Annotated in this window: 19 protein-coding genes; 9 read left to right on the forward strand and 10 right to left on the reverse strand. The window is 40.1% G+C overall.

Going from position 1 to position 24286, the window contains the following annotated elements; genetic code table 11:
- The 4 genes from M1D81_RS18690 to M1D81_RS18705 all read left to right on the forward strand — a co-directional run bounded on the left by M1D81_RS18690 (position 1) and on the right by M1D81_RS18705 (position 5764).
- On the forward strand, positions 1-843 hold the full coding sequence (locus M1D81_RS18690) for a sugar ABC transporter permease (protein WP_456266047.1): 843 nt from the start codon (positions 1-3) through the stop codon (positions 841-843).
- Positions 844-854: 11 nt separating this feature from the next.
- A complete protein-coding gene (locus tag M1D81_RS18695; RefSeq protein WP_456266046.1) occupies positions 855-2063 on the forward strand; it encodes a glycoside hydrolase family 53 protein in 1209 nt (402 codons plus the stop codon).
- Between the two features lie 23 nt (positions 2064-2086).
- Complete coding sequence (locus tag M1D81_RS18700; protein WP_456266045.1) at positions 2087-4156, forward strand: beta-galactosidase; 2070 nt, start codon at positions 2087-2089, stop codon at positions 4154-4156.
- A gap of 279 nt (positions 4157-4435) precedes the next feature.
- Positions 4436-5764 (forward strand): CitMHS family transporter, encoded by a 1329-nt coding sequence (locus tag M1D81_RS18705; RefSeq protein WP_456266044.1) that lies wholly within the window; start codon positions 4436-4438, stop codon positions 5762-5764.
- A 41-nt stretch (positions 5765-5805) separates the two neighbouring features.
- On the opposite strand, the gene M1D81_RS18710 is transcribed toward M1D81_RS18705, so the two are convergent.
- From M1D81_RS18710 to M1D81_RS18750, 9 genes are all read right to left on the reverse strand, one after another.
- Positions 5806-6234: a DUF4064 domain-containing protein gene (locus tag M1D81_RS18710; RefSeq protein WP_456266043.1), complete on the reverse strand. Its 429-nt coding sequence runs from the start codon at positions 6232-6234 to the stop codon at positions 5806-5808.
- Between the two features lie 24 nt (positions 6235-6258).
- The gene (locus tag M1D81_RS18715; protein WP_456266042.1) at positions 6259-7209 is read right to left on the reverse strand and encodes an ABC transporter permease; all 951 of its coding nucleotides are present in this window, start codon (positions 7207-7209) and stop codon (positions 6259-6261) included.
- Positions 7206-8135 carry an ABC transporter ATP-binding protein gene (locus M1D81_RS18720; protein WP_456266041.1) on the reverse strand — a complete coding sequence of 310 codons (930 nt, stop codon included), beginning with the start codon at positions 8133-8135 and terminating at the stop codon, positions 7206-7208. Before M1D81_RS18720 ends, M1D81_RS18715 begins: the two co-directional genes overlap by 4 nt.
- 323 nt (positions 8136-8458) lie before the next feature.
- Entirely contained in the window at positions 8459-8797 is a 339-nt protein-coding gene (locus tag M1D81_RS18725; RefSeq protein WP_024423969.1) for a zinc ribbon domain-containing protein YjdM, read from the reverse strand.
- Positions 8798-8864: 67 nt separating this feature from the next.
- Entirely contained in the window at positions 8865-11975 is a 3111-nt protein-coding gene (locus M1D81_RS18730; RefSeq protein WP_456266040.1) for a CDP-glycerol glycerophosphotransferase family protein, read from the reverse strand.
- A 293-nt stretch (positions 11976-12268) separates the two neighbouring features.
- A protein-coding gene (locus M1D81_RS18735) for an IS3 family transposase (protein WP_456266039.1) occupies positions 12269-13419 on the reverse strand; the annotation gives its coding sequence in 2 pieces (ribosomal slippage) (positions 12269-13146 and positions 13146-13419; 1152 coding nt in all).
- Positions 13420-13536: 117 nt separating this feature from the next.
- Positions 13537-14676, reverse strand: coding sequence for a glycerate kinase (locus tag M1D81_RS18740; RefSeq protein ID WP_456266038.1), 1140 nt, complete (start codon positions 14674-14676; stop codon positions 13537-13539).
- Positions 14677-14705: 29 nt separating this feature from the next.
- The gene (locus M1D81_RS18745; protein WP_456266037.1) at positions 14706-15977 is read right to left on the reverse strand and encodes a GntP family permease; all 1272 of its coding nucleotides are present in this window, start codon (positions 15975-15977) and stop codon (positions 14706-14708) included.
- A gap of 119 nt (positions 15978-16096) precedes the next feature.
- On the reverse strand, positions 16097-17209 hold the full coding sequence (locus M1D81_RS18750) for a CdaR family transcriptional regulator (protein ID WP_456266036.1): 1113 nt from the start codon (positions 17207-17209) through the stop codon (positions 16097-16099).
- 160 nt (positions 17210-17369) lie between these two features.
- On the opposite strand from M1D81_RS18750, the gene M1D81_RS18755 reads away from it, so the two are divergent.
- The 4 genes from M1D81_RS18755 to M1D81_RS18770 all read left to right on the forward strand — a co-directional run bounded on the left by M1D81_RS18755 (position 17370) and on the right by M1D81_RS18770 (position 22442).
- Positions 17370-18020 (forward strand): TetR/AcrR family transcriptional regulator, encoded by a 651-nt coding sequence (locus M1D81_RS18755; RefSeq protein ID WP_456266035.1) that lies wholly within the window; start codon positions 17370-17372, stop codon positions 18018-18020.
- 69 nt (positions 18021-18089) lie between these two features.
- Entirely contained in the window at positions 18090-19343 is a 1254-nt protein-coding gene (locus M1D81_RS18760; protein WP_456266034.1) for an MFS transporter, read from the forward strand.
- A complete protein-coding gene (locus M1D81_RS18765) occupies positions 19340-21667 on the forward strand; it encodes an FtsX-like permease family protein (protein ID WP_456266033.1) in 2328 nt (775 codons plus the stop codon). The genes M1D81_RS18760 and M1D81_RS18765 overlap by 4 nt, the downstream gene beginning before the upstream one ends.
- A gap of 13 nt (positions 21668-21680) precedes the next feature.
- Complete coding sequence (locus tag M1D81_RS18770; protein WP_456266032.1) at positions 21681-22442, forward strand: ABC transporter ATP-binding protein; 762 nt, start codon at positions 21681-21683, stop codon at positions 22440-22442.
- A gap of 32 nt (positions 22443-22474) precedes the next feature.
- On the opposite strand, the gene M1D81_RS18775 is transcribed toward M1D81_RS18770, so the two are convergent.
- The gene (locus M1D81_RS18775; protein WP_456266031.1) at positions 22475-22744 is read right to left on the reverse strand and encodes a hypothetical protein; all 270 of its coding nucleotides are present in this window, start codon (positions 22742-22744) and stop codon (positions 22475-22477) included.
- 354 nt (positions 22745-23098) lie between these two features.
- Between M1D81_RS18775 and M1D81_RS18780 the strand changes: the two genes are divergently transcribed.
- Entirely contained in the window at positions 23099-24277 is a 1179-nt protein-coding gene (locus M1D81_RS18780) for a response regulator aspartate phosphatase (protein WP_456266030.1), read from the forward strand.
- Positions 24278-24286: the final 9 nt, after the last annotated feature.

Genomic DNA, 24286 nt, shown 5'->3' on the forward strand with positions numbered 1-24286 from the left:
ATGGGATCAAAACAAAACAAGCTCATTCGCCTGAGCATCACTTATTTTATCCTTTTCATTGCCTCCATTTGTATTCTATATCCACTGCTTTGGACGATCGGCGCTTCCTTTAACCCTGGAAACAGCCTCATGAGTACAAACATGTTTCCGAAGAATCCAACGTTCAGCCACTTCACCGAGCTGTTCTTCGGTCAGGGGGCACTTTATGCAAAATGGTATTGGAACTCAATGAAGATCAGTATTGCCACGATGGTTTTAACGCTGGTTCTTGTCAGTTTTACAGGCTATGCCTTTTCCAGATTCCGCTTCAAGGGACGGAAAAATGGGCTGATGCTCTTTTTGCTGCTGCAAATGATTCCTCAATTTTCAGCGCTGATAGCGATTTTTGTTCTTGCTCAAATGCTTGGACTCATAAACAGCCACCTTGCCCTGATTTTGATTTATGCAGGTGGACAAATTCCGATGAATACGTATTTAATGAAAGGCTATCTTGATGCGATTCCAAAGGATCTCGATGAATCAGCCAGGATGGACGGCGCAGGGCATTTCCGGATTTTCATCCAAATTATTATGCCGCTCGCCAAGCCCATCTTAGCTGTTGTTGCCATCAACTCATTTACAGGTCCACTGGGTGATTTCATCATTTCCAGTGTCATTGTCCGCTCACCTGAAATGTATACGCTCCCAATCGGTCTGTACAATCTTGTGTCAGACAAAATGGGTGCCAGCTACACGACTTTTGCAGCCGGGGCTTTACTCATTGCGATTCCAGTTGCTTTATTGTTCCTTGTTTTACAAAAACAATTTGTGTCCGGTCTCACACAAGGCGGGACAAAAGGATAAGGGGAGATTTGATGAAGAAATGGTTGCTTGTCACTGTTGTCGTTTTCTTTCTGATGGGATTAGGTATTCTGCCTGAAGCAAAGGCCGATACGATTTCTGTGAAACCGATCAATGGACTGCAAGGTGATTTCATCAAAGGAGCCGATATCTCAATGCTTGCAGAAGTGGAGAAAAGCGGCGGCAAATACTACAACCAGAACGGACAGCAGGTTGATCCGCTCAAGCTATTAAAGGATAAAGGCGTCAACTATGTGCGTATCAGACTGTGGAACCATCCATATGACAATCAAGGCCGTGCCTATAACGGCGGCACAAATGATCTCAATACAGCCATCGCTTTATCGAAACGTGCAAAAGCACAAAACATGAAAGTGCTGCTTGATTTTCACTACAGTGATTTCTGGACTGACCCTGGTAAACAATTCAAACCGAAAGCGTGGGCATCTCTCTCACAAAGCGATTTAGAAAAAGCGGTCGGCACTTACACAGGTGATGTGCTCAAAGCGATGAGAGCGCAAAATGCCTTGCCGAATATGGTTCAAGTCGGAAATGAGTTGAACTCAGGTATGCTGTGGCCAAACGGAAAAAGCTGGGGTGAAGGCGGTGGTGAATTTGACCGGCTCGCTGCTCTGCTAAAAGCTGGCACAAATGCCGTCCGCTCTGTCGATTCAAACATCAACATCATGCTTCACCTTGCACATGGCGGAGACAATGGTGCATCCCGCTGGTGGTTTGATGAAATCACAAAACGAGGCGTCTCCTTCGATACGATCGGTTTATCTTATTACCCTTATTGGGACGGCGGCTTTAGCGGTCTTACATCCAATATGAATGATATGAGTACCCGCTATAACAAAGACGTCATCGTGGTAGAAACTGCTTACGGCTTTACAACAGCAAACGGTGACAATCTAGAAAACTCATTTAACCAAGACTCTGTCAATACAGCCGGCTATCCAGCCTCACCTCAAGGCCAGGCATCTTTTATACGAGATCTATCCGAAAAAATTTCACAAGTAAACAACAAACGCGGGAAGGGGTTCTTCTATTGGGAGCCGCTTTGGATTCCAGCGAAAGGTGCTCCGTGGTCTAGTCAATACGGGCTCGCTTATATCCAAACAACCGGGACTGTCGGAAATGCGTGGGAAAATCAAGCGATGTTCGATTTTAACGGAAAAGCACTGCCATCTCTTGATGTATTTAAACAAATGACACCGTAACTAAAAGGATAGGACGTGACAAAATGGGAAAGCGTTACCCACTCGTTCACCCAAATGTGAAAGGCTTTTTGCATGGTGGCGATTACAATCCAGATCAATGGCTCCATATGCCAGAGATCATAGACGAAGATTTTCGATTAATGAAGCTTGCACACTGTCAAACATTCTCCATCAACATTTTCGCATGGAGTAAGCTAGAGCCAGCAGAAGGTCAGTATGACTTTGCATGGCTGGATGACATCATGGACCGCTTGGCAGCGCAGGGGGCACACGCCATTCTCGCAACGCCAAGCGGAGCAAGACCTGCTTGGCTGTCACAAACATATCCAGAAGTATTGCGCGTCGAAGCGAATCGTCAGCGTAACTTACATGGACTGCGCCATAATCATTGCTTCACCTCTCCGGTTTATCGAGAAAAAACGAATACACTCAACCGGCTGCTTGCGGAACGCTACAAGGATCATCCAGCACTGATCATGTGGCACATTTCGAATGAGTACGGCGGTGAGTGTCATTGCGACCTGTGCCAGGAAGCATTTCGAGACTATTTGAAGGACAAATACAACCACGATCTTGAGGCTTTGAATCAAGCATGGTGGACGGGATTTTGGAGCCACACGTATAGTGATTGGTCACAAATCGAGTCACCCGCACCACACGGGGAGCACATGATTCACGGCATGAACCTGGATTGGAAGCGCTTTGTCACAGCACAAACGATCAATTTTTATCAAAATGAAATTAAGCCGCTGCGGGAATTGACGCCTCATATCCCAGTCACCACGAACTTTATGGGCGACTATCCGCATATGCGTCCATTTCTTGGGCTGGATTATCATCAATTTGCAAAAGAGGTCGATGTGATCTCATGGGATAGCTATCCTGCTTGGCACAGCGGCAGAGAAACAACGGCCGAATTAGCATCGAATGTTGCCTTTGTACATGATTTGTATCGTTCCTTAAAGGACGGACAGCCGTTTCTCGTCATGGAGAGTACGCCGAGCCTTGTGAACTGGCATGAAGTGAACAAGGTCAAACATAAAGGCATGGCACACCTTTCTGCCATGCAGGCAATTGCCCACGGATCAGACTCCGTGCTTTATTTCCAGTGGCGGCAAGGCCGAGGCGCCTCTGAGAAATTCCACGGTGCCGTTGTCGATCATTCTGGTCATGAACATACGCGCGTGTTTCAAGAGGTAGCTGATCTAGGGAAACAACTGGAGCAGCTGCAGCCAATTGCGGGCACATCCGTTGATCCAGAGGTTGCCATCATTTACGATTGGGAAAACCACTGGGCCATTGATGATGCGCAAGGTTTAAATAATAAAAACAAACGCTATGTAGAGGCTTGTCAAACTCACTATCGAAGCTTTTGGAAAAAAGGCATCCCTGTTGACATTGTTGGGATGGAAAAGGATTTCTCATCCTATCGTGTACTCATTGGGCCAATGCTCTACATGATCAAACCAGGCGTTGCAGAAAAAATTGAAGCCTTTGTCAAAGCGGGCGGCATTTTTATCGCGACTTACTGGAGCGGCATAGTCGACGAAAATGATCTCTGTTTCCTCGGCGGTTTTCCTGGCCCTCTCCGCCATGTACTTGGCATTTGGGCAGAGGAAATCAACACATTGATGCCAGATGAACATGTGTTAATGACCACAGGGAATGGACGCACCTATCATGTCGGACAATATTGCGAATCTATACATCCTGAAACGGCCTCTGTGTTAGGGCATTTTGAGAATGGCTGCTACGAAGGACAGCCAGCCCTGACTGTCCGTTCATTAGAAAAAGGGAAAGCATACTATATGGCCTCAGAAAATGAGCAGTCTTTTTATGATGAGTTTTACGAAGACCTTATCGCAGGTATTGGCATACAGCCCGTCCTATCCACTGCAATTCCAGAAGGAGTCAGTGTACAAAAACGAACAGACGGGTCGCAGGACTATGTGTTTTTGATGAATTTTACAGAAGAGCAGCAGAACCTGTCACTAGATTCAGAGGCAAGCTATGAGAATATGCTGACTGGACAGCAAGTGCCTGAGCAGCTTCAACTTGATCCTTACGAGTATGTCATCTTGAAAAATCGTTGAAAGAAGCGTCCATTTATTGGGCGTTTTTTAATTCAATAAGTCTAAATACCCATATTAATTATTGTGAACTTTAATCGTTATTTTTATCTAAATTTTTTTACAATATTTGATGCCGCGACATGACTGGTCTCTCCATCCTTTTTTACCATTGTATAGGTATGAAAGCGGTTGCTTAATACTCATAAATTTGATACTCTTTTTTTTCAATGCACCTGTGGGAATGCATTGGATGAAAAGTATAGACAAATGTAAACGTTTTATTTGTAGGGGGAGGGGCTTATGTTAACGTTTGTTGGATTGATGATTATTTTAACGATTGTTGTGCTGCTGATTTGGGGGAAAGCAAGTCCAATTGTCGCCATGGTCATGGTGCCATTAATAGGGGCACTCATTGCGGGATTTGGGATCAATGACATTCAAACCTTCTTCGAGGAAGGGATTATCAAAGTATTGCCGGTGGCGACCATGTTTATCTTCGCCATTTTATTTTTTGGCATTTTGCAAGATACAGGGTTCTTTGAACCTGTAATTAAAGCTTTAATCAAGCTGACAAAAGGAAATGTTGTCACAGTTGCAATGGGAACTGCTTTAATTGGGGTTATCGCACACTTAGACGGAGCAGGGGCTACGACCTTTTTATTAACTGTACCTGCACTGCTTCCGCTTTATAAAAAATTACATATGAGCCCTTATTTACTGCTGTTATTAATCGGGACGAGTGCTGGATTAACCAATATGATTCCATGGGCTGGACCGACTGGACGGGCAGCAAGTGTCCTGAATATGGACCCCTCTGAACTCTGGGTGCCGCTCATTCCAATTCAGCTCATTGGCGTTGTACTCGTGTTAGGAATGGCATTCATTTTAGGAAAGAGGGAAGAAAAGCGAATTCGGGTGAAAATTGCTGCAAATGAAATAGCGGCGGTTCAACTAGAAGGTGCAGATTGGGATCGTGCCATTCAGTCTATTAGTGAAACGGGAGACGCCTCTTTAAAGCGTTATCATCTCCTTTGGGTGAACCTTGTTCTGTTTTTGTGTGTTGTGGTACTACTCGTGTTGAACGTGATGCCAGCTAGTTTAATGTTTATGATTGGTCTGTCTCTCGCACTATTGATTAACTTTCCGAATGTGAATCTGCAAATGGAAAGGATCAAGGCACACGCACCTAGTGCGCTGATGATGGCGGCTGTGATTTTTTCCGCAGGGTCATTTTTGGGAATTCTTGAAGGCACAGGGATGCTGAAAGCCATTGCGGTGGACAGTATTCACATTTTACCAGCCTTCTTGCTGCCATTTTTACATATCATTGTTGGGATGCTTGGAGTGCCGCTTGATATGCTGACAAGTACAGACGCCTATTATTACGCCCTTCTGCCGATTGTTGAATCCATTACATCAGAAGTTGGCGTATCAGGCACTTCTGCGGCATATGCCATGATGATTGGGAACATCATCGGAACCTTTGTCAGCCCGCTTGCTCCCGCTGTTTGGCTCGCTGTAGGTCTTGCAGGGGTGGATATGGGGAAACACATCCGCTACTCCTTCTTTTGGATGTGGGGATTCAGTATTATCCTTCTGTTTGTGGCGATGCTGATTGGCATCATTTAAAAAGAAAGACATGCGCGGATATGCGCATGTCTTTTCTTTCATTATGAAGGATATTCACTTGTGTGAATGTCTGAATTCGGCTTTCTAATAAGAGACATTAATCCAATGATAAACAATAGAACCATTGGAACGAATGCAAGGCCAACTGTTCCAATTAAAAGAGTCACAGCAGAAACCAAGAAAAGAACACCTGAAAGCACGGCACGACGGTCCGTTTTCAAGAAAATCACACCTACAATCGCCAGCACAGCCGCAATTGCGGAAACGACCATGAACTGAGTACCAAATGCATGAACCGAAGCCTGAAGCGTTTCAATCGGCAATGTTTCCCCTTCCTCTTTTAACACCTCATTGATTTCATCATAAAAAGATGGATCCACAGAAAGGATTAATGCCCCGAACCCGACACCAATCGCATTGAGGACAATACTAATAATCCCCATAATTTTTTCACCTTTACGTTTAATCATGTGTAAACCTCCTAAAAAGTTAAATTAACCTGTTTTTACTTCTCGCTTTTGGAAGACGATTAAGGCAACAGCTAAGAAAATAGCCCAATAGATGACTAGGACGGTTAGTGAGAATCCTAGGGACATACCATCGATAAAAGTAACCTGTTCCATAAAGTATTGGGATGGATCATTTGCAAATAACAAATATTTTGCCCAATCAAAGAAGAGCATTAAAATACTTGTAATCGTTCCACCTACAATATAAGCTAACACACTAATGGCAATGGAGATAGCTTCACTTCTAAATACTGTAGAAATGGCGAACGAAAGAGTTCCCAAAACGACAAACATTGCACAATGAGCAAGATAATAATAGACCATATTTGCAAACTGCGAACGTTCAATCACTTCACCATTTTGATACACCAAATTCACATAATCAGTGTTAAGTCCAAAGAAAATAGCACCCAATATGAATGACAAGATAAATAGCACCACAACAAGTAAAAGAGCATACAGCTGCACCGTAATATATTTAGATATTAGGATCTTTAACCTTGATGGTGGACGAATCAATAATAATTTAATTGTACCATGCTTGTATTCAGCCGATACAATGGTGGAAGCAATAATGATCACAAACACACCGACTAGCTGAAGTAAATTAGCGTTTGTTTTCACATAGTCCCATACACTGTCGCTAAACTGATCAGACGGCGGCAAGTTATGCTTGATTCGATAATCATTAATAGCGATCTCTTTTTCAAGCTCTCTTTTAAAGAAACCATTCTCTGTCTCTTTGAGCTCCTTCTTGTTTTCCTTATTCATCATTTCTAGCTGGGTTTTCCAATCACCTGAAGCTTGATCTTTGTCATTTGTTTTCACTGCAAAGATCAGCGTGGCAACCATACCTAACACAAGAAGCCCAACCATAATCCAAGTACCAACACGATAACTGATTTTCATCCACTCGTTTTGAATGAGGCGAATCATACGTCTGCCTCCTTTTTACCTGTTAAGCTTAAGAACTTATCTTCTAAGGTTTGTTTTTCAATTTTGATCTCGTACAAATGAATAGACGCGCTGCTCAAATGACGGATTAATTCTGGCATTTTTTGTTCTGGCATAGAGAAAAATAAGTACTGCTCCTCTTCTCTTACAGTGACGCCTTCCTCAAATGCACCAATAAGCTTCTGTGCTTCTTCAAGCTCCCCGGCTGCTACCTTCATTCGATAATTAACCAAATCATCCTGCTTCGTCTCAGCACGCTGATCCTCAATCGCAATCAGCTTTCCGGTTTGGATAATTGCAAAGCGATCACACATCAATTCCATCTCTGACATGAGATGGCTTGAAACAATTACAGCCAGCCCTTCTTCCTTCGCAAGCCTTCTCAAGTAATCTCGTATCATTCGAATCCCTTCAGGATCAAGTCCATTGGTCGGCTCATCTAAGATTAGCAGTTTCGGTCTATGTATGAGTGCCTGCGCAATGCCCAATCGCTGTTTCATTCCTAATGAAAATGTACGCACACGCTTATGTTTCACATGCTGTAAGCTGACTAGCTCTAACAGCTCATCAATTCGCGCTTCATCCACTCTCCCATTCATTCTGGCAAAGTGAACAAGATTTTGTCTTGCCGTTAAATGATTATACATTTCTGGATTTTCAATAATCGCACCGACATGTTGGATGGCATACTGATAGGAGGTTTGAATACTATGACCATTAATCAGAATGTCACCAGATGTAATGGGAGAAAGACCGACCATCATACGAATGGTTGTTGTTTTCCCTGCACCATTTGGTCCTAAGAAGCCAAAAACTTCGCCCGCTTGGACAGAAAAGCTCAAGTCTTGAACAATCTTTTTCCCGCTAATATGTCTAGATACATTATGCAGTTCTAAAACGTTCGTCACGTTACCTCTCCTTCTTTGTCTAAGTATCATCTATCATTCTATTTCCTGATAAACACCATGATCCGTCAAAAATAGAAGAACACTTCCATATGGTACAGCAATGCCCAAAAGTTGTGAAGGGGATTAGCCAAAATTTAGCGAATCATCTGCCTTTTTTAAGGTAAAGTTAAGAAAACTGCGAATTTTTATGTGAAAAGAGGCTTGATTTTTTAAAAAATGAACCTTTTTCAACAGGTATATATGTATGGAATTTTGTTTGAGATTATTCCTTTCACCTATAAATAAAGAAAAGAGGCCTCTTACTGACAGCCTCCTTTTATACATTATATCTTTTTCACAAACTCTGATTTTAATTTCATTGCGCCGAAGCTAGGAATTTTACAATCAATGTTATGATCGCCTTCAACTAAACGAATGCCTTTGACCTTCGTTCCTATTTTCAAAACGGATGAAGAACCTTTTACTTTTAGGTCTTTAATGACAGAAACCGTGTCCCCATCACTTAACAGATTCCCATTCGCATCTTTGACCACAAGCTGTTCCTCTGCCGCTTGTTCTTGTTCAAGTGACCATTCATGCGCACACTCAGGACAAACCAGCAGACTGCCGTCCTCGTAAGTATAAGGTGAGCTGCACGAAGGACAATTCGGTAGATTAGACATTTTTGTTTCCTCCACAAGAATAATGGTCGGAAAGACACTTTATAGATGACCTTCCGATTTCTGCAAATTAAACTTTAAATACATTCGAAATATTCTTCAGTATTTTTTTATTTTTAGCCATTCTGTTTCTTATTCTCTTTTGAATTTTCTCAAAATATTTCTTTTCTAACCTGTGTAAAAATTTGATTCCTTTAGATGACCTTGCCAGTGACATTCTCATATTTTTTGTCTCTAAATCAATCGGTTTGCCGACTAATTTGGGCATGACCTTTTTTAACGTTATTTCAGGAGCGTATTCAACTTCTGGCTCGTATAATCTTACTGAATCTTTCAAGGGAGCAAAAACATTCAAAATGTAATGATCTGTTGGATGCACTCTGAAATAATCAACCGCATAATCGTATAAGCTTCTTTCAATATTATCCTCATCTGTTAGAGGAAGTGAATAGAAATGTTTAATAAATTCTACAGTATGTTCTTTAATAGCATCATGAAGTTTTGTTTCATATGTTCTCGATTTAATTACAGGCTTAATTATACCATCTTTTTCATAATATCCTGTAATACTTTGATATGGTATATTAGCAAAAATTGACTCTATAAATATTAGAGAGGTCATTTTAGAAGTATAATTATATCTAACTGAAGTACCTGTAGTTGGATAAATACTTCTTGCATAATAGAATATTGTCTCTATTTTGCTTCCATATGCATCGTTTAATAATCGATCTAAGCAATCTTGGGTATAACCCCTTCCCCAATATTCCACAAATGCAAAACGCTCACTAAAGTCAATTTCTTGTTTCAAATATTTTGTAATGATTTCTCTATCTTCTTTTGCCTTATTTAATAAATATTCTTCATATTTTAGAGAGTTTTTTGCTGTAGTTTTTATTGCTTCTTTTGTGTTCTTATCAATCTTATTAATGGTTTTTAAATGGCTTAGTTCTGGGAATATTTCATCGAATTTAGATTCATTCATTGATAATGCATCTAGTACACTACCAAAATCGGTCATGCCTTCAAAATTTCCGAAAACGGAATAGAATTCTTCATCCACTTTATCTATGAACGATGGAATTCTCCATGCTTTCCTTGAACCATAAATATATTTCGTCTTTATATCATACTTATTTGTTTCGATTATTGAATCTGCTACAAGTTTGAGATAATATCCATCTCTTGAAATAAAATAGAGTGTATCAATTCCTTTTCTCATAGCATGTTTAATCGCCCAATGAATATACGGGACAAAATACATACTTACATAAGAATAAGCATAATAACTAGTTGCATCATTATTTGTTTCTCTAAATCTAGCTAATAAATTTGAAGCTAAGTAAGAATCATAGGTTCTAGTTCTATTTACTAACTGCTTCTCATACGCGTTAAATTTTGTCATATGGTGATGTACAGCTTGTATATTTAGAGATTTTGCTGCCTTTAAATCTGCTGCTTGATTATCCCCATAATGTACCCACTTACTGTAATTATAATTCATTTCCTCAAATACTCTTAAATAGAGTTTTCTTGTTGTTTTCTGATCACCGTAATCACTAGATAAGAATAGAGGTAATTCCGCCAGACGTTCATCCGCATTCTTTAACATCTCTAAGATAACATTTTTAGGTAAATACATATCACTAATTAACACAACGTCATTTCCTTGATTAACCAATTCCGCAACGTATTCTACTCTATCTTTCATAGGTTCTATATTTTCTATTTCTGCTTTAAATTCTTCTGCTTTTAAAAATTCTACTTGCTGATCTGTTAAATGATATAAATCCTGTAATCTCCGCATAATATCATCAAAAAAGATTTCTAATCTATCATCTTCTCGAATGATTAAGGATTTTCTATAATAATCCCTAACATAAGATTCTGCCTGGGCTCTTACACGTGGATAGTTCTCAACTAAATATGAAGGGAATTTTAGTCCACTGTATTTAGCCGCCTCTCCAACATAGAAAAATATCCCTACCGGTTCCAACGTTTTTCTTTGAATAAGCGTATCAAAAAGATCAAAACTATATAAAGTAGGAAAATCTCTTTTTTCAGGACTAAACTTCAGCGTTTTTTCAATAATTTCCTCAAAAGAATTGTCATTAGTGTATTTCCAAAAAAGATCATAAATCTCTTCTCTTCTATCTTCTTCCACCTTATTTTCATAAGAACTCAGATATTCTAATAACTCCTCGAAGTTATTTGTTATTTGTCCAAAAGTCATCTCTTTATAATCAAAAACGAAATCACGCAAATTATTATATTCATCATAATCAAAGATATAACGTGTGAAATGTTTGACACCAGCTGCAAGCAGGTCGTAAAATATCGATGAATAATCCATAATAGCGATATCAATTTTATTAAAAATTTCATAAATATCATTATCCTCATTCCAGAATAGCAAATGTGGACAATCTTTGTATTTCTCTTTCAAAAGATTATATTGATAATCATTATTTACTAAATAATGCATTTTAAAGATCATTAGCATGTTATTTTCTTTTAATGTTTCCACTAATTTGTCCATATCAGGTATCGCTTTTCCAAAAAATGCATTGGTTGATCCATCCCTAAATGTTGGAGCATATAACGCAATTTTCGTATCTTCAGGAAGCCCTTTTTCTTTCAAAATATCATGATTATAAGAAGAAAATGACTCTTTATACGTTACAGCTGGATATCCTGCTCTTATAATTTTGTCATCATCTATACCGACTTGTTCTTTAAAATGCTTCTCCATTAACGGAGAAGTAACTAAGAAGAGCTGATTATTTTTAAAAATAGAATTATACTTAATATATTTTTTGTATATTCTTTCTTTTAATTGAACTGAATTAACTTTTCGCTCTATAGATTTACATCCAACGCCATGCCATAAATTGAGAATGACAACTTCATCTTTAAATAATACGGGTATATGTTCTTTTACCTGATGTACAACAAAAACTCCAGCTTGTTGTTTAATTTTATCTGCTTTTTTAGAAGAGTATAATTCTGCATTGTATCCTAAATTTCTAATTCTATTAATTACTTCTTCGTCGTCACACATCCAATATGCTGTAATATCTGGACGATATTTATTCACATAAATAAATAACCATTTAGGATTTCCAACAAATGAATTAGTAGCATTAAAAATCCATATCTTTTTGTCCCTGATGTTGTTCAATTTTAAAAACTCCTTTGAATTATTTCTCACCTATATAAACTTCCTACAAAGTAATCTCACAAAATTTTAAAATTGGAAGACAAATATCATCATGAGGGACTAAATTCCCCCAACTGACATCCTAAACATTATAATTCAAAATCTCAAAAATGAATAGTTGTTATAAATTGTTTTCTAAGTATTTTCATAGAACTTTCATTCGTTTTGATGGGTATTTTGTGAATCTTTATAAAAAAACTTGTAGATGATGCATGGGACTGACCCCCGTTATTGAGACAGGGATCAAAACACCTTTATACAGCCAATTGCCGATAGTTTATCGGTGATTGGTTGTTTAGTTTCGTTTGAATACGAATGTTGTTATAATAATAAATGTATTCTTTGACAGTGCGTTCTACGATGTTGGTCGTAGTTCGATCAATGCTGTTAAGATAGAACGTTTCAGACTTTAGTGAGGAATGAAACGATTCGATGGAGGCATTATCAGCGGGTGTCCCTTTACGGGACATGCTCATGGTAATGCCTTTTATATGAACAGCTTTCTGATACTCGTAAGATGTATACACAGAACCTTGGTCGCTATGTAACACGCAGTTCTCAGGCAGTGCTGGGAGCTGATCAAGTGTGTTTAAGATAAAGTCTGTGTCCTGCTTATCACCAATCGTAAAAGCAATCACTTCTCCATTATATAAATCCAATATACTGGAAAGGTACAATTGTTTCTGTCCATAAGGCAAATACGTGATGTCCGTTACTAGTTTTTCAAGAGGGCGATCAGACTGAAAGTTCCGATCGAGTATATTACCAGCCACGGCATAGGGTTGCCCATTCTTCTTACGCTTTTTCATTTTAACCCGGCATTGCCACTGGTTTTTCTGCATGATACGTTGAACAGTTTTATGGTTAATACGCATTCCCACTTTTAGTATGGCTGTAATTTTTCGGTATCCATATCGATACTTGTGCTCTCGGCACAACGTGCCGATTTGTTTCTCTAGTTGTCTTTTAGAATGATTCTGAGTCAGATTCTTTTTCCATCTATAGAACGAAGCGCGTGAGATGCCTAAATGGACACAGATGTCCTGTACTGTCATCTTTTTGCGCAATTCTTCTACCAGTTTGATTGACGTTTCCTTATCAACTTCCTTTCCAATTCGTTGTACTTTTTTAAAACTTCATTCTGTTGACTCAGATAGCGATTTTCTGCCCGCAGTCTCTCTAATTCGGAAGAGTACTCGGGACCCTTTCCATAGGTATATTGTTTTCCAACAGGCTGTTCGAACCGGTGTGTATCCCCAGCCTTATGCCACCTCACCCATGTCTGAACCTGCGTTTTATTTTTGATATTCAATTCTTGCATGATCTCTTTCATTGATAAGCCTGCCAATCTCATTTCTACAGCCTTCTGTTTGACTTCAACCGGATAACTCACTCTTGTCCCCATAGAAAAACACCTCCATGTTTTATTTCGGATGACAACGATCCATTTTCAAACTTGAAGGTGTTTTTTATTTGTCTCATCTTATGGGGTCAGTCCCGTCCCCATCTACAAGTTTTCTTTTTATTTTATCAGGCTAGATTGTATCACAGCCGCGATATTCCGGGCTGTTCTCTCTACATGAAGAGCCGCATCTCGTATCGCCTCAGACAGAGAGGTAATACCTGGAACGATACTAAACAGTGCATCAATTCCATGATCGTGTACGACTCCACTGTCGTTTGCAAGAGAGCCTGCAATACCAATCACAGGCAGATTATACTGCTTTGCTGCTTTGGCTACGCCGATTGGGGTTTTTCCATAAATGGTCTGCCGGTCAATTCGGCCTTCTCCCGTAATGACAAGGTCTGCCTCCTTGATGACGTCATCAAAATGAACAGCCTTCAGCACAATATCGATTCCTCTTTGCAAATCAGCTTTTAAAAAGCCTAATAAACTCGCACCAAGCCCTCCTGCCGCTCCTGCCCCTGCTGCATCTCCAAAGGAGACATTGAACTGCTTTCCAGCTACTTGTGCAAAATGAGCCAGATTCTTGTCTAACACTTGAACCATTTCTTCATCTGCTCCCTTTTGAGGACCGAAAACAGCAGACGCTCCTCTCTCACCCGTTAAAGGATTATCCACATCACAAGCCGCCTCCAGACGGACGGATTGCAGTCTTGGATCGAGTCCAGATAAATCAATTGAAGCTAATTGATGAAGTGCCCCGCCGCCTGACGTCAGGGAATGTCCTGTTTTATCAAGGAAATCTGCACCTAATCCTTGCATCATCCCAACACCGCCATCATTTGTTGCACTTCCGCCAAGCCCAATGATCACGTGCTTCGCTCCTTTATCCAGCGCTGCAAGTATTAATTCACCAGTTCCTCTTGATGTCGTCCATAATGGATTACGTTTTTCTCGGGGTACAAGATGTAAACCAGAGGCTGCAGCCATCTCTATGACAGCAGTCTGACCGTCTCCTAACATGCCAAAAAAGGCATTCACTGGCTCACCAAGCGGGCCCGTGACCACTTGATGAACAATGTGTCCGCCAGTCGCATCAACCAACGATTGAACGGTCCCCTCTCCTCCATCTGCCATTGGCAGTTTGATATACTCTGCGTTTGGCAAAATAGAAAGAAATCCTCGTTCAATGGCACATGCTGTCTCATAAGCAGATAAACTTTCTTTAAATGAATCTGGTGCGATCACAATTTTCATCCTAAAGCCCCTCTTTTCTTATCATGTCCTCAGCCAAACAGCTGGAAAACGCCAAAAATAATGGTCGATACAACGGTTAACGTCAAACCGATTAACGATTCAAAAGGCATGAGCTTCAAACGCTCTTTGATATCCATTTGAACACTTCCTGCTGTTGCATGGAAAAAGCTCCCGTGCGGCATATGGTCAAGCACTGTTGCGCCAGCATGAATCATGGCTGCCCCTGAAAGAGCAGATACACCAAGCCCAATCAGTGTTCCGCTAAACACACCACTCGCTACCGCCGTTCCTGCTGTTGTCGAAGCGGTAGCGGCTGACATAAATATCCCTGAAGTTGGTGCAAGTAAATATGGAGGTAAACCCGATGCATCCAGTGCCTGAATAAACACATCTTTTAAGGAAGAATTCGATACGATTCCTGCTAATGTACCTGTCCCTAATAACATGATCGCGACACCTGACATTTTATGAAGCCCGGACATCGCATAATCATTGAGAAATTTCCCTTTTTTCATGAAAAGAGCGCCTACAATCCCTCCAATCGGTAAAGCAATCATGGGATCTATATTGATTTGAAAAAGCGGCCTTAAAGCCAACAATAAAATGGTAACCAGCGGACCAGCCAGTGCTTGAAAAAAAGCAGGTATTTGAACTTTACTTTGCCCAGTTTCCTCTTCAAGAACGGGTATCCCTTTGTTTGCAAGCTTTTTAGCTAATACATATGTAACCGCCAACCCGAACACAGCCGGAATGATTCCTGCAGCCATCATTGAAGTTAGAGGTACACCAAAAGCATCTGAAGCGGCAATAGCATTCGGATTCGGTGACATGATATTTCCTGCCTTCCCGCCTCCAATCATAGCAAGGAGAATTCCCGTTTTTGAGAGCTTTGCGCGTTTGGCAATGGCAAGTGCGATTGGCGCTACCGTAATAACCGCAACATCTACAAAAACGCCCACTGTTGTTAAAATCATCGTTGCAAGTGCGAGTGCTAATAGTGACCTCGCCTCACCAAGCCTTCTCACGATGGCCTCAGCGATAGATAACGCTGCACCCGACTCAATGAGAACACCAGCCAGTACACCTGCAGCCATAATTCTAAGGACAGCAGGAATCATGTCCTTAGCACCTTCCATCATAACGTTGACGGTCTGAACAATATCTACTCCGCCAACCAATCCGCCTATAAATGCACCTGCCAGCATGCCATAAGCAGGTGATACTTTTTTTAGAATGAGAACAATCGCGATCACAAGCGCCGCCATGGCTCCCAGAGTACTTACCGTTACATCTCCACTCATCTTCAATCCCCCCTAAAAATATCTCCCTCCAATTGTAAGCGTTTACCTAAAGGGATAGTGTTGTGAATCTGGATGAACTTTTTTCACTGACCACTCTACTGAATTGTGCATTTGCACAATCAAGATAGTTGATTCATTAGCTGCGCCATATAAAGCTCGATTAACTGTTTTACATGACGAGGGTCTTTTCCAGTCAATCCTTGAATTTTGTCTAAACGATAACGCAATGTATTCCGATGAATAAATAAACGATCAACAATTCTTTGCAAATCACCGCCCTCTTCAATGTAAACCCTTAATGTATGGGCGAGCTCTGCTTCTTGTGTCAAAGGCTTGTAAAAGTCCGTCCATCGACTTTTCTTTTCAGCAATTCCCGCCATCATGAATAAGCTTTCCAGCTGATAAGACTCAAAGAAATACATACTTTCTTCCGGATCAAGAGCCTTCCCTAACCTCAGGGCATCTCTCGCATGTTGAAAAGAAATTGGCAGCAGGCTGATGTCGTCAGCGACAGTCCCTATCCCCACTAACACTTGGCCTCCTACTGCTCTTTGCATTGTTTTTTGCAGATGACCTGCCACCTGCTTTAATTGATGTTCAGGAATGGGCTGACTTAAAAGAATCAATTCATGACAAAAGGTCATGCCAAGTAAATCATCCGCCTTCTTATCATATTGAATCGCATGCATCAATTTATGAACAGCATCCTCTGAGGATGGAACTGGCTGAAAAACAATAGCCATTCGGCGCTTGTCTAAATCCATCCCCAGCCAAGCAGCTCGATTTTTCAGCTGATGATCCCCAACATCAGAATATGAAATCAACTGATTGACAATTTCACTTTCTATTCGATGACGCCATTGAACCCGCTCAAGCAGAAAAGATTGCTCTAACACCAGTTCAGCTGCCATCTTCACCAGCTCGGCATGATGCCGAATGTCCTCTGGTTCACCAGTAATCCCAATCACACCAACTACTTGTTCATGGAAGCAGATAGGCAAATTAATCCCGGGTTTCACCCCTTCTAAGCGCAAAGAGGTCTCCTGGTCAATTTCCACACTGTTCCCGCTTGTCAGCACAAGCCGTGCACCATCATGTTTCTGGCCAATCCTGTTTCGTTCACCAGAACCAATAATGACACCATCTGCATTCATCACATTGATGTTTTTATGTAAAATATGCATTGTACGTTCAACCATTTCTTGAGCCAATTCACTGGTCAAAAATTGCATTTGCCATCTCCCCTGAAGTTTTTTTTCATTCAATGTATCATAGTGTCTTTGAACAATAAATGCAAAGTGTTAAAAACCAGCCATTGACAAAGACACCCTGAAAAGTGTTTAATCAAATCAAGAACCGACCGACAGTCTAGTTAAAAGAAAGGATGGCTTTATGAGAACCGTTAAACATCCTGAGGAACGTAAAAATGACATATTAAACGCAGCAGAAGCGCTTTTTTCAACCAAAGGCTATCAGAAAACAACGATTATTGACATATTAAAAGCCGTTAGCATTGCAAAAGGCACCTTTTATTACTACTTTGCATCCAAAGAAGAAGTAATGGATGCCATTATTGACAGGATCATCAAAGAAGATATCATCGTGGCCAAACGTATTGCGGCTGAGCCAGACCTTCCAGTCGTTGACAAACTATTTCGTATCATCATGGCGCAATCACCTCAGCAAGGAAGCCATAAACAGGGTATGATCGATCAGTTCCATCAGCCTTCTAATGCAGAAATGCATCAAAAAAGCTTAATCAAAGCCATTAAAGAACTATCACCAGTGTTGGCAGGTGTCATTCAGCAAGGTGTAGAGGAAGGGACATTCAAAACGAAGTATCCGCAAGAGACGGTTGAATTTCTTCTTGCTTCTGCACAGGTCATATTTGATGAAGGCCTGTTTCAATGGACAGCCGAAGAAAGTATACAACGCGCTTTAGCTTTTATCGATATACTCGAATCCTCATTGCATGCAGAAAAGGGGAGCTTTTCCTTCCTGCTGAAGCGATTATCTGGAGAGCTGGATGAAAATAATCAGTGATTGGTCACTTCAATACCAATCCTGCATACATTATAGACTGACGGTCGGTCTAAAAGGAGAGTGATATTCATGTCTTTGTTATCCAAAAGAGGGTCATCCCACTTTATCTACCTTGTTCTCGGACAGATTATTTCCGTTTTCGGATCTTCTCTCATTCGGTTTGTTCTATCTTTACACGTACTGGATATGACGCAACGAGTTGATTTATATGCCTTACTTTTCGCTTTATCCAATATCCCGCTCCTTCTCTCTCCCTTAGCTGGTGCAATCGCCGACCGGTTTAACAGAAGGAACTTAATGATTTTATTTGATGTCCTCACCGGCATGATGATTCTTGCCTTTTATTTTTGGTTATTTTCGGGAAATGATTCACTCTATATGATTGGAACTGTCATGATACTGCTTGGCGTGATGAGTACGTTCTATGCTCCTGCTGTGATGTCCAGCATTCCACAGCTAGTGAAACAAGAGCAATTAGAACAAGCAAACGGCATTGTCAATGGCGTTCAGGCGCTTTCAGGTGTTCTCGCACCTATTATCGGAGGAGTTCTATACGGCATGATTGGAAGCCAATCCATCATCGGTGCAAGTGCCATCGTATTTTTTCTATCAGCCTGCATGCTTTTAAAGTTAAACATTTCCTTCTCCCCTAGTCCGCTGACAGAGTCTATGGGCAAAGTGCTCATAAAAGATATGAAACAAGGATTTTCTTATATTGGCAGCCAGCCATTTTTAAAAAGAGCCATGCTGCTTGCTGCAATGTTAAATTTCATCCTTACACCATTTTTTATTGTTGGGGGTCCAATCATTTTAAGGGTCACAATGAAGAGCAGTGACATCATGTATGGAATAGGCATGGGCTTGATTGAGTTTGCTGTCATCGCAGGGGCTCTGCTAGTTGGACTTGTAGCGAAGCATTGGCGCATTCCTACTTTATATCGCTGGCTTCTTGTCATCGCAGTCATCTTGCTGCCTGTAGCGTTCTCAACATCCAAAACAGCTCTTCAATTTGGTACTTATCCAGCTTATTTTCTCTTTTTAGCAGGATGTCTTCCAATTGCTATGCTGCTGACTATGATCTCAATCGTTGTGATTTCACATGTTCAAAAGAAAACCCCAAATGATCAATTAGGAAAAGTGATGGCCAATCTGACAATGGTTTCTCAATGTGCTGCTCCGCTTGGTCAAATGATGTATGGATTTTTGTTCAATACGTTTTCAGCCACCATGTATGTGACGGTGCTCATCGTCAGTACTTTCATGTTTGCACTAGCCTGCTTAACAAAAAAAATGCTTCAGCATGAAGGAGAATCAGCCTCATGAGATTAGCGTTTATAAAGAAAGACTTAACCCGACACCGTCTCATTTCAATCGGCTTAACCATTTGCATCATGATGACTTCATTTCTCGCAGCAAGTGCAGCTCAAATGATCGTACAGCTGAATGGTTCCATTTCTAACCTGCTTCATTCTGCCAAAGCGCCAGACTTTGTCCAAATGCATGACGGCGACCTAAATGAAAAAGACATTGAAGCATTTTCAAACAAGCAATCCATGGTAAAAGCCCATCAAATCGTCCCAATGATACCAATTGAACATACAAACATCAGGTTCGGACATGAGCCTGCAAAAGCAGGTGTGATGGATCATTTATTTGTGAAGCAAAATCGCAACTTTGATTTTCTTTTAAATGAACAAAACGAAAAGCTCACTGTCAATAAAGGTGAAGTGGCTGTCCCAATTTATTTTCAACAAAAGTATCATCTCAACATAGGTGAAACATTACTGATTGAGAAAGGAACTAATCAATTCACCTTTCGCATCAAAGCGTTCTTGCGAGATGCACAAATGAACCCCAGTCTTGTCAGTTCAAAAAGATTTCTTCTTCATAACGAGGATTGGGACGCAATAAATCAAGTGTTTCAACAAAAAGAGTACTTAATCGAATTTTTACTACATGATGCAGCGCAGACAGATACTTTTCAAGCCATCTATCAATCATCACAACTTCCACAACAAGGACCAGCTGTTACACTACCTTTACTGCGTATGCTGAATGCATTGACAGATGGAATGGTCATTGCCATTCTCCTGCTTGTTTGCCTGCTGCTCATCAGTATAGCCCTTCTCTCTCTCCATCTTGCTATGACGGCTTCTATAGAAGAGGATGAACGTGAAATTGGCATACTGAAGGTGCTTGGGATCCCTTTAACAAAAATCAAGCAATTATACGTTGGTAAGTATGCCGTGCTTGCTTGTGCAGGGGGTATAGCAGGATATGTGTTAACGCTTATATTTGGTGATATGTTTAGGGCCAATATTCACCATTACATGGGGAATCAGCCTTCTTTTACTCATTGGTTAATCCCGCTTTTTGTTTCTATTGCGACGGCAATAATCGTCATCTCTTTCAGCTATGCTGTCCTAAGAAAGTTTGGTCAAATATCAGCTGCTCAAGCACTTCAAGGCGTTATCAATTCACCGGGACATAAGAAAAGAATACCTATGCACCTCAAGAAAAGCAGGTTCATACCGATCAATATTTGGCTTGGTTTAAAAGACCTGATATCACGAAAGAAGTTGTACACAACGATTTCTTGTATTATTGCACTCTGTACATTTTTAATGCTCATGCCTATTCAGCTATGGCATACCTTACAATCACCGGATTTCATCACATACCTTGGCTCTGGTAAAAGTGACCTTCGAATGGATATACGCCAAGGAAATCATCTAGCGAAAAATACAAACGAAATAGAATCAATGATTCGTGAAGATCAGGGCATACAAACAGCAGCCATCTATGAAACTACTTCTCTTCAGGTGAAATCAAAGGAGAACACATTAGAAACGCTCTACTTAGAAACAGGTGAGCTCTCAGCATTTCCCCTCACCTATTTACAAGGACGGCAGCCTTTAAAGAATGAAGAAATTGCCTTATCCGTATTAAATGCAGATTCACTTCAGAAAAAGATAGGAGAAAGAATCACTATCGTAACTAATGGACATGAAATCCAAAGAACGGTGACAGGTATTTATCAGGACGTGACCAATGGAGGCAAAACAGCAAAGGCAATATCACAGCCATTTCCTCAAACAGCTCTTTGGCAAACCGTTCAAATCCAACTAAAACCAGGAGTAAATATTGCAGAGAAAAAGACAATATTTGAAAAAAAAGTATCTCCTGCAAAAGTGACTGATATGAAAGAATACGTTCATCAAACGATCGGCAGTACAGCATCTATAGTAAAGGTCGTTGCATTTTTTTCTGCATTAGCCGCCTTTGGAACCGCCAGCTTAATGCTATTCATGTTTCTGCACATGTTAAAAGCAAAAGATTCAAGCCGAAACAACATGCTAAGAACAATTGGATTTTCTATAACAGATATAACAGCACAATATATAACAAGTTTTATCGTTGTTCTCTCTTTTGGCGCTTTTATTGGAACAATCGCAGTCAATACCATTGGTCCTGCTTTGATGAGTATAGGTGGAGCAACATTAGGGGCGTCGAGCCTCCAGTGGCTGTCACCTCAATGGGTGTCAGTTGTGTACCCAGTTACACTATTTATTGTCAATTTAGCTTTGACCACCTGGTTATTGAAGACATTTTTTTCTAGTCAAACGACAAGGCAAACACTTTTATAAGGAGATGTTTCACATGGAACACTTGATTGAAACGAAGCGATTGTCATTGCATATCGATTCATTAAAAGGACAGAAACAAACGATTCTTAAGGATATTCACTTATCGATAAAGCGTGGGGAATTCGTGACCATTATGGGACCTTCTGGATGTGGGAAAACATCCCTACTGTACCAGCTTAGCGGCATAGAAACAGGTTCAACAGGAGAGATCAAATATAAAGGCCAATCACTATCAGAAATGACAGACAAACAGTTAACTGCTCTACGCTTAACAGAGATGGGATTTGTCTTTCAGCACAGCCACTTATTAAAAAATCTTAATCTATTTGACAACATCATTGCAGCAGCTTACTTAGCAAAGAAAAAGCCAAGACAAGAATTGAATGAACGAGCTCAATATTTAATGGAAAAACTTGATATTGATCAATTGGCAAATAGATATTTGACAGAAGTATCAGGAGGTCAGCTTCAAAGAGTTTCTATCTGCCGAGCGCTCATGAATGAACCAGACATACTTTTCGCTGATGAACCAACAGGTGCTCTTAACTCCAGTTCATCGAAGGAAGTGATGAATATTTTTTCAAGAATCCACTCTGAAGGAGCAACACTGCTGCTTGTCACACATGACCCCAAGGTGGCTCTTCGTTCTGAAAGAATCATGTTTATGAATGACGGAGAAATTGCAGACAGTTTACACTTAGGAAGATATGACCATTCAACTGCCGGGAACCGAGAAATGAGATTAAATCAATGGCTGCAAGATTTAGGTTTTTAATTTGAGTACAAACAGGCAGAAAACTGCCTGTTCTACTTTTTCTGGCACTCAAACGAGTAATCCATAGACAAACTATTTGTTTCTAAGATGATTTTGCCGCCAGCTTGTTGGCAAGATTCTGTCAGCAGCTCAATTTCTTTGCTATAAAAGTATCTCTTTGACATATAAAGAGTCACTAAAACAAGTAACAGAGTCGCGATAACGACTGTGATTTGTCTGTTTAAACTTTGAAATCTTTTTTTCATTTCAACATCCTTTCTAAAAGGTCTGAGTTTGTGTTTAGTACTTACTTTTGGCTGCATCTATCAGTTTCTTATCTCATGATCTAGCAACATCATACATGATTTTCTTTCCCATATCGACCTTCCATTTTCCCTCTAAAATAGTTAAAACTGCTTTATTCCAAATTTACGAGTGATATTTTCATTCATTATCATAAAAACCATTGTATATATCCCTTTTTTAGATTTCCAAAAAGAGATTTTATTCATTTGTGCTAACAAGCAATCACCCTTACAATATCGTACATCACATGACCTTAGGTCCTTTTTATTACCTCTTGTCAATCACTTCACAGAAACGATTATATTTTACCAAATATTGTGATATCGTTTTTTATGAAACAGGTGAAAGGATCTTAAAGAGGTGAAATTTCCATGGCTATCATTTCTGCTGAACAGGTGGGGAATCGTTTAAATGATTGGAGAATTGCAATTCGCAAGCATGATGTACAATGTGCAAAAGCAATGTATACAGAATTAAAGGAATTACTTCAAAAAATGGAAGAAAATCAGGAGGTCTTGACCTATTACTCATTGCTAGAAGGCAAGTATAAGCTCATGTTATATGAACGAAGAGGTACAAAACTGAAGGAACAGACAGAACCAGAGTGCCCCTCTAAAACAAACGACTTAATTGAATACTATTTTTACCTATACAAAGCCCTTTACGCTTCATATAAAAGAGACTATGCATCAGCCATTGGACTGTTTAAAATTGCCGAGAAAAAACTACAACACATTCCTGATGAAATAGAAGTAGCAGAATTCCATACGAAAATCGCCAACTTATATATGCTGCTTCGTCAAAGCCTGATTTCTCTACACTACATTCAGAATGCTATTGATATTTTCAAAAGCCATGAAGGATATGAGAGAAGACTAGCTGCAGCCTTTGTGATCGCCGCTGCTAATTATATGGACATTGGTGACTTTATAAGGGCAGAAAATTACTACAAAAAAGCATTACACATCGCAGACAGTCTAAACGATCACTTTCTAACATCACAGCTTTATCATAATATCAGCATTTTGTACGCCGAAGCTGGCGAATCAAAAAAATGCATCGATGCCCTAGAAAAGGCTCTTAGTGACGAAGATTATCTCTCATCGTGTTACTTCCATCACTCCATGTACATGTTAATGAAAGAGCTGCTCTCTATCGATGAAAGGACACAAGCTCTCTATTACTTCGAATTGGTTAACCAAAAACATGAATCAGAGAAATGCCCCATCTATACAGCAAAAATGAATTTGCTTTACCATCTATATTTCACTAAAGATATGGCTCAAAAAACTCAAGCCTGTTTCGATGAAATCAGCATTCTTAAAAAATTAAAAGATGCTGAAGGAGTCTGTGAATTAAGTTCATTAGCTGCAAAACACTTTGAAGAGCTGGGAGCCATTCATCAAGCCTATCTCTTCTTAAAGGAAGCTGATCGCATGAAACATCCTATCATTGACTGGGGGAATTCTAATGAAAAAAATGAGTATATTGATTATCACTTTGACCATCGTTGTTTTAGGACAAACAGGAGCTTTCAATTCATTAAATGATGAAAATCC

The organism is Bacillus sp. JZ105 (assembly GCF_053903125.1).

Bases quoted from the DNA above. Each gene is read 5' to 3' on its own strand.
- M1D81_RS18690 (WP_456266047.1), top strand. From the start codon at position 1: ATGGGATCAAAACAAAACAAGCTCATTCGCCTGAGCATCACTTATTTT.
- M1D81_RS18695 (WP_456266046.1), top strand. From the start codon at position 855: ATGAAGAAATGGTTGCTTGTCACTGTTGTCGTTTTCTTTCTGATGGGA.
- M1D81_RS18700 (WP_456266045.1), top strand. From the start codon at position 2,087: ATGGGAAAGCGTTACCCACTCGTTCACCCAAATGTGAAAGGCTTTTTG.
- M1D81_RS18705 (WP_456266044.1), top strand. From the start codon at position 4,436: ATGTTAACGTTTGTTGGATTGATGATTATTTTAACGATTGTTGTGCTG.
- M1D81_RS18710 (WP_456266043.1), bottom strand. From the start codon at position 6,234: ATGATTAAACGTAAAGGTGAAAAAATTATGGGGATTATTAGTATTGTC.
- M1D81_RS18715 (WP_456266042.1), bottom strand. From the start codon at position 7,209: ATGATTCGCCTCATTCAAAACGAGTGGATGAAAATCAGTTATCGTGTT.
- M1D81_RS18725 (WP_024423969.1), bottom strand. From the start codon at position 8,797: ATGTCTAATCTACCGAATTGTCCTTCGTGCAGCTCACCTTATACTTAC.
- M1D81_RS18740 (WP_456266038.1), bottom strand. From the start codon at position 14,676: ATGAAAATTGTGATCGCACCAGATTCATTTAAAGAAAGTTTATCTGCT.
- M1D81_RS18745 (WP_456266037.1), bottom strand. From the start codon at position 15,977: ATGAGTGGAGATGTAACGGTAAGTACTCTGGGAGCCATGGCGGCGCTT.
- M1D81_RS18750 (WP_456266036.1), bottom strand. From the start codon at position 17,209: ATGCAATTTTTGACCAGTGAATTGGCTCAAGAAATGGTTGAACGTACA.
- M1D81_RS18755 (WP_456266035.1), top strand. From the start codon at position 17,370: ATGAGAACCGTTAAACATCCTGAGGAACGTAAAAATGACATATTAAAC.
- M1D81_RS18760 (WP_456266034.1), top strand. From the start codon at position 18,090: ATGTCTTTGTTATCCAAAAGAGGGTCATCCCACTTTATCTACCTTGTT.
- M1D81_RS18765 (WP_456266033.1), top strand. From the start codon at position 19,340: ATGAGATTAGCGTTTATAAAGAAAGACTTAACCCGACACCGTCTCATT.
- M1D81_RS18770 (WP_456266032.1), top strand. From the start codon at position 21,681: ATGGAACACTTGATTGAAACGAAGCGATTGTCATTGCATATCGATTCA.
- M1D81_RS18775 (WP_456266031.1), bottom strand. From the start codon at position 22,744: ATGCAGCCAAAAGTAAGTACTAAACACAAACTCAGACCTTTTAGAAAG.
- M1D81_RS18780 (WP_456266030.1), top strand. From the start codon at position 23,099: ATGGCTATCATTTCTGCTGAACAGGTGGGGAATCGTTTAAATGATTGG.